11 protein-coding genes and 1 riboswitch are annotated in these 11,260 nt (G+C 75.6%); of the genes, 5 read left to right on the top strand and 6 right to left on the bottom strand.

The genetic code is table 11. The features are described 5' to 3' along the window. Window positions 1-51: 51 nt before the first annotated feature. Genes AC4H2G_RS05715 through AC4H2G_RS05705 form a run of 3 tightly spaced genes read left to right on the top strand, consistent with a single transcriptional unit; the run spans window position 52 to window position 2,083 of the window. Window positions 52-753, top strand: coding sequence for a glycosyltransferase family 2 protein (locus AC4H2G_RS05715; RefSeq protein ID WP_494364788.1), 702 nt, complete (start codon window positions 52-54; stop codon window positions 751-753). Between the two features lie 11 nt (window positions 754-764). After that, on the top strand, window positions 765-1,427 hold the full coding sequence (locus tag AC4H2G_RS05710; protein ID WP_494364787.1) for a TIGR04282 family arsenosugar biosynthesis glycosyltransferase: 663 nt from the start codon (window positions 765-767) through the stop codon (window positions 1,425-1,427). Continuing rightward, window positions 1,424-2,083, top strand: a complete 660-nt coding sequence (locus AC4H2G_RS05705; protein WP_494364786.1) for a class I SAM-dependent methyltransferase — start codon at window positions 1,424-1,426, stop codon at window positions 2,081-2,083. Before AC4H2G_RS05710 ends, AC4H2G_RS05705 begins: the two co-directional genes overlap by 4 nt. On the opposite strand, the gene AC4H2G_RS05700 is transcribed toward AC4H2G_RS05705, so the two are convergent. Together AC4H2G_RS05700 and AC4H2G_RS05695 are read right to left on the bottom strand one after the other, a co-directional pair. After that, complete coding sequence (locus AC4H2G_RS05700) at window positions 2,010-2,534, bottom strand: hypothetical protein (RefSeq protein ID WP_494364785.1); 525 nt, start codon at window positions 2,532-2,534, stop codon at window positions 2,010-2,012. The genes AC4H2G_RS05705 and AC4H2G_RS05700 overlap by 74 nt on opposite strands. Beyond that, window positions 2,531-3,766, bottom strand: a complete 1,236-nt coding sequence (locus AC4H2G_RS05695; RefSeq protein ID WP_494364784.1) for a molybdopterin-dependent oxidoreductase — start codon at window positions 3,764-3,766, stop codon at window positions 2,531-2,533. The genes AC4H2G_RS05700 and AC4H2G_RS05695 overlap by 4 nt, the downstream gene beginning before the upstream one ends. Before the next feature lie 146 nt (window positions 3,767-3,912). Here AC4H2G_RS05695 and AC4H2G_RS05690 point away from each other — a divergent pair, with 146 nt between their 5' ends. Beyond that, a complete protein-coding gene (locus AC4H2G_RS05690) occupies window positions 3,913-4,272 on the top strand; it encodes a VOC family protein (protein ID WP_494364783.1) in 360 nt (119 codons plus the stop codon). A 27-nt stretch (window positions 4,273-4,299) separates the two neighbouring features. Here AC4H2G_RS05690 and AC4H2G_RS05685 read toward each other — a convergent pair whose 3' ends face one another. From AC4H2G_RS05685 to AC4H2G_RS05670, 4 genes are all read right to left on the bottom strand, one after another. Further along, window positions 4,300-5,637 carry a hypothetical protein gene (locus tag AC4H2G_RS05685; protein WP_494364782.1) on the bottom strand — a complete coding sequence of 446 codons (1,338 nt, stop codon included), beginning with the start codon at window positions 5,635-5,637 and terminating at the stop codon, window positions 4,300-4,302. Window positions 5,638-5,764: 127 nt separating this feature from the next. Continuing rightward, window positions 5,765-6,403 carry a hypothetical protein gene (locus AC4H2G_RS05680; protein WP_494364781.1) on the bottom strand — a complete coding sequence of 213 codons (639 nt, stop codon included), beginning with the start codon at window positions 6,401-6,403 and terminating at the stop codon, window positions 5,765-5,767. A gap of 82 nt (window positions 6,404-6,485) precedes the next feature. Continuing rightward, window positions 6,486-9,248 (bottom strand): prealbumin-like fold domain-containing protein, encoded by a 2,763-nt coding sequence (locus AC4H2G_RS05675; protein ID WP_494364780.1) that lies wholly within the window; start codon window positions 9,246-9,248, stop codon window positions 6,486-6,488. A gap of 81 nt (window positions 9,249-9,329) precedes the next feature. Beyond that, on the bottom strand, window positions 9,330-9,887 hold the full coding sequence (locus tag AC4H2G_RS05670; protein WP_494364779.1) for a GNAT family N-acetyltransferase: 558 nt from the start codon (window positions 9,885-9,887) through the stop codon (window positions 9,330-9,332). Between the two features lie 85 nt (window positions 9,888-9,972). Further along, window positions 9,973-10,075: riboswitch (SAM riboswitch) on the top strand. Window positions 10,076-10,192: 117 nt separating this feature from the next. Here AC4H2G_RS05670 and AC4H2G_RS05665 point away from each other — a divergent pair. Next, the gene (locus tag AC4H2G_RS05665) at window positions 10,193-11,260 is read left to right on the top strand and encodes a methylenetetrahydrofolate reductase (RefSeq protein WP_494364778.1); all 1,068 of its coding nucleotides are present in this window, start codon (window positions 10,193-10,195) and stop codon (window positions 11,258-11,260) included.

The following is an 11,260-nucleotide window of genomic DNA, read 5'->3' as shown; positions in this document are numbered from 1 at the left end:
GTCAGGTCGTCCGGGGCCGCGGACCAGAGGAGTCGCTCGTACGGTCGAGACGTGACCACCGTCCCCCCGGACAGGCCTCGCGTCGTCGACGCCGTGCCCGCCGCACCGACCGTCGACGTCGTGCTGCCGTGCCTCGACGAGGCAGCGGGCCTCGCCTGGCTCCTGCCGCGGCTGCCCGCCGGGATGCGCGCGGTCGTCGTCGACAACGGCTCGACCGACGGGTCCGCGGACGTCGCCCGCGCGCACGGCGCACTCGTCGTGGAGGCGGCCGTGCGCGGCTTCGGGTCCGCGTGCGACGCCGGCCTGCGTGCCGCGAGCGCCGACGTCGTCGCGTTCTGCGACGCCGACGCGAGCCTCGACCCGGTCGACCTGCCGCGCGTCGTCGGACCGGTCGCCCGAGGTGAGGCCGACCTCGTCCTCGGTCGCCGCGTGCCCGCGGCGGGAGCGTGGCCGTGGCACCTGCGGCTCGCCAACCGCGAGGTGGCGCGTCGGGCCCGGCGCCGCACGGGCGTCGTCGTGCACGACCTGGGCCCGATGCGCGCCGCCCGCCGCGAGGCGCTCCTCGCGCTCGGCCTCACCGACCGGCGGTCCGGGTACCCGCTCGAGATGCTCGTCGCCGCCGCCGACGCCGGGTGGCGCGTCCGGGAGGTCGACGTGCCGTACCGCGCGCGCCTCGGCCGCTCGAAGGTGACGGGCACCCCGCTCGGCGCGTGGCGCGCCGTGCGGGACATGTCGAAGGTGCTCGCGTCGTGACCGACCGGCTGATGAGGACGAGGTCTCAGGTCGACGGGCCGCTCGACCCGCCGCGCACGGTCGTCGTGCTCGCGAAGGCCCCCGTGCCCGGCCGCGTGAAGACCCGCCTGACGAGCCTCCTCTCCCCCGCCGCGGCCGCCGACGTCGCCGCCGCGGCGCTCGCCGACACGCTCGAGGCGGTCGCCGCGCTGCCCGGCGACCACGTGCTCGTCCTCGACGGCGAGCCGGGTCCGTGGCTGCCGCCCGGCTTCGCCGTGCTCCCCCAGGGCGAGGGCGGGCTGGACCGCCGCCTCGCGGCCGCGTTCGACGCCGTGTGCGCGCGGTACCCCGGACCGGTCCTCCTCGTCGGGATGGACACGCCGCAGCTCGCGCCCGAGCTCGCGGCGGTCGACCTGCACGGGCACGACGCCGTGCTGGGGCTCGCGGAGGACGGCGGCTTCTGGGCGGTCGGCCTGCGGGCCCCCGACGCCGCGCTGTTCCTCGGCGTCCCCATGTCCGAGCCCACGACGGGGGCGGGGCAGCTCGACCGGCTGCGCGCGCACGGCCTCGACGTCGGGCTGCTGCCCACGCTGCGCGACGTCGACGAGCCCGACGACGCGGAGGCCGTCGCCCGGGAAGCACCCGGCACGCGGTTCGCGCGCTGCTGGAACACCGTGCGCGGGAGCGGTTCGTGACGGCGACGCCCGTGCGTCGTCTCAGCCCGGTCGTCCTCTACGAGGCCGCGCTCGGGGGCGTGCCCGTGGTCGTGGTGCACGACGACGGCGCCCGGCCGCTCGACGTCGGCACGTGGGCGGCACCCGCGACCGTGTCGGACGAGGTGCTGCTCGCGCGCTGCGTGGCGCCCGTGCTGGACGTCGGCTGCGGCCCGGGCCGCCTCGCGGCCGAGCTCGCGCGCCGCGGGGTGGCGTGCCTCGGGATCGACGTGTCGCGCGGCGCCGTCCGGCTGGCCCGGGACCGGGGCGCCGTGGCGTTGCGCCGCGCGGTCGAGGCGGCGCTGCCGGGCGAGGGACGGTGGGGCACGGTGCTGCTCGCCGACGGGAACATCGGGATCGGGGGCGACCCGCTCGCGCTGCTCGTCCGCTGCGCGGAGCTCGTACGCCCGGGCGGTGCCGTGCTCGTGGAGACGGACGCCGACCGGGCCGCGGACGACCTCACCCCCGTCGTGCTGCACGCCGCCGACGGTCGGCAGAGCCGGCCGATGCCCTGGGCACGGCTCGGCGCGGACGCGCTGCGCGGCGTCGCGGCGCGCGCGGGGCTCAGGGCGACGGAGGAGTGGACCGCCGGCGGCCGGACCGTCGTCGTGCTCCGCCGGTCCCGCGACCGGCGCTGAGGAAGGCGCCGACCACGACGCCGGTGCCGATCACGAGCACGGCGGTCGCGATGGCCGGGAGCGGGTCGTGCGGCACGACGGACCAGTGACGCCGGTCCGCCGCGCCCGCGACCAGCGCCACGGCGAACAGCGCGAGCGTCCCCGCGGCGAGCAGCCCACCGCGCAACGGCCCCCTCCACACCCGCGGCACCCGCGGGAGGACGAGCACGCCGAGCCCGACCGCGAGCGGCGCGAGGACGACGTCGTGCACGACGACGCCGCCCGCGAGCCACGCGAGCACCGACGTCCACTGGCCGCGCGGGACCGTCGACCACGCGGTCCACGCCCCGAAGGCCAGGAGCGCGACGCCGCCGCCGACCAGGACACGCCGCCACCGGCGGACGCCGCGGGAGACGGGAGGGGCGTCGTCGGGCCGCGGGGCCCGCGGACGGGGGCCCGGAGCGGCGCTCACGCGACGCCGTCCGCGGCGATCACCGAGACGCGCGAGACCCACTTGGTCTGCAGGACACCCGGCCGGTTCGGCGCGACGACGCGCGCGGGGTACCCGTGATCCAGGTCGAGGTCCTCGCCCCCGAGGCGCAGCGCCAGGAGGGTGTCGTCGGCCGCGACATAGGCGGACGGCAGGACCGACTCTCGGTACGACCCGCCTTCCTGGAGGCTCTCGACGCGCACGTCGTCGCGGTCCGACCCGCCGACGAGCCGGACGAGGTCGCGGATGCGCACCCCCTCCCAGGTCGCGGTCGCGCTCCAGCCCTCGACGCACGCGATCGGCACGACAGCGGTGACGAGGCCCAGCGCCAGCAGCCCGTCGCGGGACAGCGACCGCTCGCCGTCCGGGCCCGTGAGCACGAGGCGCCAGGCCGGGTCCGTCGCGCTCTCCTCGACCCCCGCGGACCGTGCGGTCTTGTTGACGGGCAGCCCTTGCGGACCGACGCGCGGGTCGCGCGGGGCGAGCACCGCGATCGGCGCGAGCGGCCGGACGGTCTGGCCGACCGTGAGCGCCACGACCCCGAGCGTCGCCGCCGCGACGGCGGCGAGGAAGCCGCGACGCGTCGCGCCGGCCCCGACGGCGTCACCGGGGTCCGCGGGCGCCTCGGGGGCGGCCCCGCGCGCGGGCGTGCCCGGGGCGAGACCCGTCCGCTCGACGCCGGTCCCGGTGCGCAGGTCGTCCACCGACGCCCGCAGCGCGGTGACGATCGTGGGCAGCTTCACGCCGACGTGCACGAGGACCGATCCGAGCACGACCCACGCCGTCGCGTAGTGCACCGCGACGAAGCTGAACCGCCACGGGTACACCTGGAACACGTTGAGGACGCCGGTGACGACCTGGAACGTGGTGGCCGCGACCAGGACCGCGACGGACCCGCGCTCGAGCGCGTGGAGCGCGCCGCGCAGCGCCGGGCGCTCGAAGAGGCGCGGGTAGGCGGCGTAGAGCTTCGCGAGCAGGAGCGGCACGCACGCGATCCCGACGGCGACGTGCACGCCCTGCGTGAGCCGGTAGCCCCACGACGGCGACGGCCCGAACGGCAGCCACGGCACCGGGTGCTGGTGCAGGTGGGACAGCAGCCCGGTGACGAAGAGGACGACGACCGCCGACCCCAGCAGCGCCCCGACGCGCGCGACGACGCGCGCGTCGTGCACGGACGAGCGGAAGTCCGCGGTCCGCGGAACCGTCGGCCTCATCTCTCGACCCTAGGCCGCGCGCCCACGGCCCGGACCTGACGGTCGGCTGACGGAGGCGAGCGTCGGATCGGCGGGCGAGCGACGAACGGTGAGCCGAACGTCCGTCGGGGGTGCACCATGGAGAGGCCGACCCCGGGAGGACGCTGATGAAGAGGAGCGGAGACGGATCTCCGGTCGTCCAGGTGGTCCTGGCCACGCGGCACCTGGAGGAGTCCGTCGATTTCTACTCCGCGCTGTTCGGCTGGGAGTTCCTTGCCGACATCTCGTCGTTCCAGATCGGGACCGTCGACACCGGGTCGTTCTTCCTGGTCACGATCGAGAACTGGCACGACGGGCTGGTGCCCTCGTCCTTCGGTGTGCTCGTGGAGGACGTCGACGCGTGCCACGCACGTGCTCTCGAGCTCGGCGCCGTCGAGATCCGCGGTCCTGAGGACTATGCGTGGAAGCCCCGGAGCTCGGTGATCGACGACCGGTCCGGCAACCGGATCCAGCTCGCCCAGGCATGAGGACGCTCGGTCCGGCGGCCAGGTCGGTCACCATGGCGAGCGCAGCACCGTCGCCAGGACGAGCGTCGCGGCGCCCTGGGCGGCCAGCCACCACCGCCACGCCACGACGCGCCCCGGGTCGACGAGCGCCGCGGCGGCGGGCGCGACCCAGCACGCGAGGGGCAGCCAGATCCGCTCGACCTCGCCGCGCTCGAACCCCGTGACCGCGCCCAGCAGCGCGGACCCGACGGCGACGAGCACGAGCGCGCGCGTCGCGCGGTCGAGGCGCCCGACGCGCGTGAGCCCGCCGACCCCGGCCGGGCCCACGAGCACGCCCAGCAGGACGACGTCGAGCGCGAGGAAGTACAGGTACGGGCGACCGGTACCCGACCCCGCGGCCCACTCGCCGCGCGTCGCCTCGATGCCGTCCCACAGCCAGAACCCCGCGGCGCCCCACGCGAGCACCGCCGCGACCACGACCGCGCCCGCGACCGCCGTCGGCGCCCACCGTCGTGTCGCCCACGGGACGACGAGCGCGACGACGCCCATGTGCAGGAGGCCGTAGGACAGGAACGGGCACGCGCCGAGCAGGACGCCCGCTCCGACCGCCGCGGTCCAGCGCACCCCGGCACGCGGCGTCGTGGACGCCACCGCGAGCGCCGCGACCCCCCACGCGAGCACCGCGGCGAAGAAGGCGTCGGCGCTCGTCGCGACCCACAGGGCGGCGGGCGCCAGGACGACGGCGGGAAGGGCATGCCGGGCCGTGCGCTCCCCCGCCTCTCCGCCGAGCCGGCGCAGGGTGATCGCGACCGCGACGACGGCGCTCGCCCCCGCGACGATCACGAGCGCGCTCGCCCACCCCGCACCGTCGAGCCCGAGCCGGTCGAGCCCGGCGAGGACCAGCACGAATCCCGGCGGGTGGCCCCGGACGTGGATCGGGTAGTCGCCGATGGTCTCCGTGAACCCCGCGACGAACCCCGCCGGGTCGGCCGCGGCGTCGGGCACGACGGGCAGGTAGTCGTGCCGGCTGCGCATCGGCTCCGTGAGGTGGTCCCACGAGATCAGCGCGCCGACGGCGACGGTGAACGCGAGCGCCGTGACGCCGGAGACGGCGAGCAGAGCCGGCCAGCGCAGGGTCGTCGCGAGCCGGGGCCCGAGCGCGACGGCGACCGCGACGACCCCCGCCGCAACGACCGTGCCGACGCCGACCCGCGCGTCCCAGTGCCCGACGAACGGCTCGGCGCCGGTGAGCAGCACGACGCCCTCCTGCCCGCGCAGGACGGTCGCCCCGTGCACGAGCAGGAGGACGCCGAGGCCGACGAGCACGACCGCGGCGACGGGAACGGCCCACTGCTGCCAGGGGCGGGCGCGCGTCGGTCGCGGCACGGGACCTCCTGCGGACGGGTGCTCCCGACGCTACCCGCACGCCGTCTCCGCACGACCCAGCGAGCGGGTGCAGGCGCCTTACGGTGCGCTGACCGTCCGGCGGCCCGCCCGGCGAGGCCCTGCGCCGTCAGATGATCTTGGGGAACGAGATCAGCAGACCGATGCCGACGAGGAAGAGGACGCCGCCCGCGCCGACCATGCCCCACGACGCGCGCTCCGAGCGGAACCGCCCGGCGAACGCGCCGAAGAAGAGGACGAGGGCGAAGAGGACGGTCACGAGCGTGTAGTCGTCGCCGCGCTGGTTGTTCCGGAGCGCCTGGTCGAAGAACTCGTCGGCGCGGGCGTCCGCCTCCGCGGCCTCGACCTCGCCGGGCGGCACGTAGGTCTCGAGCGCGAACGGGCTCGGGGCGGCCTCGGGGTTCTGCAACGGGCGCGACGCCAGCCACTCCTCGAAGGCCGGCTCGAAGTGCGGCGTGAAGCGCTCTCGCGCGAAGTCCTCGAGCTCGGTGTCCTCGGTCGCGTACGCCTCGAGCCACAGGCTGAAGACCTGGAGGTCGACCGCGCGCGCGGCCTCCGCCTTCGTCGCCTCGGTCGACGCCTCGATGCGCTGGGAGGACGCGCGCGAGAAGGCGATCGACATCTCGCCGCCCCACTTGCTCGCCTCGAAGCCGCTCCAGGCCGTGAGGACGGCCGTGACGGAGAGAAGGATCACCGTCACGGTCTCCCGGAGAGACCTCCCGCTCTTGCCCACCTCGTCGTCGACCACGGCAGGACAGTAGCCCGGGCCGCCGGGCCGCGCGCGGCGGACGGCTCAGCAGCACGACGACGCGCGAGCTGGCGCGCAGGGATCAGCCGACGCGGCGTCGCAGCCCGAGCAGGACGCCGCCGACGAGCAGCGCCGCGAGCGCCACCGCGAGCAGGGCGCCCACGTCGGAGCCCGTCGCCGCCATCTCGCCGCCGCCGTCCGCGTCGGCGCTCGGTGTGTCGTCGGTGCCGCCCGTGGGGTCGTCCGTGGGCGGGACGGTCGGCGTCGGCGTGGGGGTCGGGGTGGGGGTGGGCGTCGGTGTGGGGGTGGGCGTCGGAGGGACCTCGACCGTGTTCACGGCGGTGCACTCGACGTCCGCGCCGTCGTCGACCTGAACGGTGTCGGCGTCGACCAGCTCGCCGCCGTCGCAGACCCATTCCTCCTGGGTGTAGTCCCAGTCGCTGCCGGACTCCGAGAGGTCGTACGTGCCCTGCGCGACGGGCACGGCGGTGACGTCCTCGTTGCCGTCGAACCCGGAGATCGCCGTCGGGCCCGCCGCGGTGAGCTCCCAGTCGTCGACGGGCACGACGTCGTCGACGACCTGCTTGTGCAGCGTCAGCGTGCCCGCGAGCCAGTGGTTCGTCACCGTGCAGGTCACGTCGTCGCCCGGCTCGACGACGACCGTCGACACGAGCGAGCCGCCGCTCTGGGGCGTCTGCACCACGCGCGCGTCGTCGCAGACCCAGCGCAGCGCCGTCCACCCGTCCGGGCCGCCGGACTCGGTGAGCAGGTAGCGCCCGGCCGGGACGGCGACGTGCGAGACGTCGGGCGAGCCGGTCGCGCCCGAGAGCGTCGAGTCCGCGCCGACGGCCGTCAGGGTCCAGTCCGTCGCGACGGCGTCGCCCGTGTACCCGCGGTCGTCGAGCTCCTTGACGAGCGTGAGGTGCGGCAGCTCGGCGCGGTTCGTGGCCACGCACGTGACGTCGTCGCCGGGGCCGAGCGTCACGGTGGACCCCTCGACGGGCGTCGGCCCGCAGGTCCACCCCTCCGACACGTAGCCGCCGTACCCGCCCGACTCCGCGAGCGTGTACGTCCCCGGCGGCAGCGGGACGCTCGTGACCTCCGCGCTGCCCGCGGCACCCTGCGCCACCGTCTCTCCGGCCGCATCGGCGGCGCTGAGCGTCCACGCCGCCGGGTCCGCCGACCCGCCGGCGACGACCTTGACGAGCGTGAGCGTCGACTCGACGTAGGTGTTCGTCACCGTGCACACGACGTCCTCGTCCGCGCCGATCACGACGCTCGAACCCTCCTGCAACAGACCGCCCTCGCACACCCAGCCCTCGGACTCGTACCCCGGCGGTCCGCCCGTCTCGGCGAGCTGGTGCACGCCCTCGCCCACGTCCACCTGCGTCACCGCGACGCTGCCCGACGGTCCCGAGATCGTCCCGGGCTCGCCGTCGGCCTGGGGACCCGTCGCGGAGAGGGTCCAGTCCCCGGGGGCCGCCGGGCCGCCGTCGACCACCTTGACGAGCGTGAGGAGCGACGGCAGCGGGGTGTTCGTGATCGTGCACTCGACGTCGGCGCCCGCGCCGATCGTCACGACGTCGCCGGCCACCGGGGCGCCCGTGCACACCCACGGTCCGGCCTCGAAGCCGCTCCACCCGTCCTCGCTCAGGGTGTAGGCGCCGGCGGGGACGAAGACGTCCGTCACGGCGTCGGACCCGGACGGGCCGCTCACCGTCACCGAATCGTCGGGGTCGGGACCCCCGGTCGCGGTGAGCGTCCAGTGCTCGGGCTGGGCGAAGAGCTCGCCCTCGAGGAGCTTGGTGAGCGTGAGCGTCGCGCCGACCCACGTGTTCGTGGCCGTGCACACCACGTCCTCGCCGTCCTGGACCGTCACGGCGCCGCCGGACCCGTCACCCGACGCCGCGCCGGTGCAGGACCACGCGCCGTCGTACCCTGCGGGCCCGTCCTCGGTGAGCGTGTACGACCCCGGCTCCACCTCGACCGCCGTGACCGTCGGCTCGCCCGTCGCGCCCGTGAGCGTCGACGGACCCGTCGCCGTGAGGTCCCAGTCCGCGGCCGTCGCCGGCCCGCCGACGACCTCCTTGACGAGGGTCAGCGTCGGGACCGTGGGGGTCACCGGACCGACGTTCGTCACGGTGCACGTCACCGAGTCGGCGAGGTCGATCGTCACGGTCGACCCGTCGACCTCCGCGCCCTCGCACGCCCACCCGTCGTTGCGGTAGCCGTCCGGTCCGCCCTCCTCGGACAGCGTGTACTGCCCGATCCGGACCTCCTGGTTCGTCACCTCGTCGGAGCCGGACGGCCCGCCGATCGACGACGGACCCTGCGCGCGCAGGGTCCAGTCCTCGGGCGAGGCCGTGCCGCCGACGACGTCCTTGACGAGCGTCAGCGTGGGAGAGACGGCCTCGTTGTCGACCGTGCACGTGAGCGTGCCACCCGGGGGGACGACGACCTCGGGGGTCGGGTCGAGGATGTCGTCACCCCCGCAGTTCCAGCTGAAGAACCGGAATCCCGAGACGCCGCCGCTCTCCCAGATCCGGTAGGTCCCGGCAGGCACCTGGAGCGACTGCACGCCGTTGAGCCCGTCGCCCTCGATGAGCTCGCCCGTGGCGACGTTCTGCGCGTGCATCGTCCACAGCTCGCGCCGGCCTTCGGACGAGCCCGTGTCGCGGTTCTCGATGCGCTTGAAGAGGGAGAGGGTACCCGTGCCGGTCTGCGCCGCCGCCGTGAGCGCCGCGGGGATCGCGAGCACCAGGACGAGGGCGAGCGCGAGGAGCGCGGCACCGGCCGTGGCGAGGGGGTGGACGGCGCGGACCGCCGGGGACGAGCGATGGTGCACGGGTCGAGACCTCCGTCACAGGGAACGGCACGAACCTATCCCCCGCCCTGCGCGCCCGCCCGGCGACGAGCCGAGACGCGATCAGTCGATCAACCGCCCGTAGACGAACATGTCGCGACGCTCCCCGCCGACCCGCTGCCACCCCCGCAGCAGCCCTTCCCGGACGAAGCCGGCGCCCTCTGCGGCGCGCCACGAGCCCTCGTTCCACGGCTCGACGAAGAGGTCCGCGCGTTCGATGCCCGGCAGTCCCAGCGCCCAGTCCGCGGCAGCGCGCAGAGCCGCGCCCGCGTAGCCGCGACGTCGACGGCTCGCCGCCACCCAGTACCCGAGGCTGACGCGTCCGTGGTCGGCGTCGCGCAGGAGGACGGAGAGCTGCCCGACGGCGCGGTCGTCGTCGGCCGTCGCGACGACGAACGAGTAGCCGACCCCCTCGGCCAGCCGCCGGCGCTGCCGCGCGACGTACGCGTCCACGGCCGCGGCGTCCGGCGTGCGCGGGACCGTGGTCACGAGCGGGATCAGCGGGTCCTGCGACGCCTCGACCACGACGTGCGCGTCCTCGGGGCGCCAGGCGCGGAGCCGGACGGGTGGCGCGTCGAGGGTCGGGGTCCGGTCGTCGTCCACGGCGGTGTCGTCGTCCACGGCGGCATCATCGCGCATCCGTGCGCGAGGCATCTCATCAGACGAGCGCACTCGACCGCATGGCGGATACCGCTTAGGATCGGGTGAACCATCCAGAGCGGTCGAGAGTCCTGGCTCGACGACACCGCAGCAACCCGCCGACGGAAGCCTCCCGAGGACAAAGGTGCTAACGCCAGGGTCGATGGAGTGACTATGGTCAACGAGGCATCTTTCGCGCACCGTCCGGGCAGCCCGTGCCCGACGGCGAGCGCTCCCGTCCGCACGTCGACACACCCGGGCGCGCAGCACCCGGGCGAGGTCGCGCCGTGAGCGTCGCGGACGCCGTCCGGCGCGCCCACGCCGAGACGGCGAGGCCCACGGTCTCGTTCGAGCTCATGCCGCCTCGCCGCCCGGACGCCGCGCCGAAGTTCTGGGAGACCGCGCGGCGGCTCGTCGCGACGCAGCCGGACTTCCTCTCCGTGACGTACGGCGCGGCGGGCAACGACCGGCAGACCTCGCTCGACGTCATCGGCCGGCTCCTGCAGGGCACGCCCGTGCACGCGATCGCGCACCTCACGTGCGTGGGTGCGTCGCGCGAGCACGTGCAGGACGTCATCACCGACTTCCTCGACGCGGGCGTCCGCAGCTTCCTCGCGCTGCGCGGCGACCCGCCCACGGACCAGCCGGACTGGCGTCCCGCGCCCGACGGCGTGGGGTCGAGCATCGAGCTCGTCGCGCTCCTGCGCGAGGTCGAGGCCTCGCGCTGCGCGGCGAACCCGTCGCTCGCGCTCCGCAGCGCGGCCCGACCGCTGACGATCGCCGTCGCGACGTTCGTGGACGGGAACCGGGCCGCCGGCACCACGCGGTCGCAGGAGGTGCAGCGCCTCCTGCAGAAGCAGCAGGCAGGCGCGAGCTTCGCGATCACGCAGCTGTTCTACGACGCGTCGTCGTACACCGACTTCGTCGCGGAGGCCCGCGCGGCCGGCGTGACGATCCCCATCCTCGCCGGGCTGCTGCCCACGACGGAGCCACGCAGGCTCCGTCGCGTCGAGGAGCTCACGGGTGTCCCCGCCCCCCAGCACCTGCTGGACGCGCTCGACGCCCTGCCCGATCCCGAGGCGCAGCACGCCTACGGGACCGCGTACTCGTCCGACCTCGCGCAGCGCGTCCTCGACGCCGGTGCGCCGGGCCTGCACGTGTACACGTTCAACAAGTACCGCGCCGCTCTTGACCTGCTCGAGGGTGTTCACCTCGGCGGCGGCACGTCCGGGACCGACGGCAGCACCTCGAACGGCGCCGTCGACCCGAACGTCCCGGACCTGGCCAGCGGGCCGTGGGTCACCGGCACCTCCCTGCCCACGACGGGCGTCGCCGCACGTGGCGGACCCGTCTGA

The organism is Cellulosimicrobium sp. BMG9.23, from assembly GCF_059159985.1.
The sequence above is the reverse complement of the archived record's forward strand: the minus strand, read 5'-3'. Positions and strand labels throughout refer to the sequence as shown.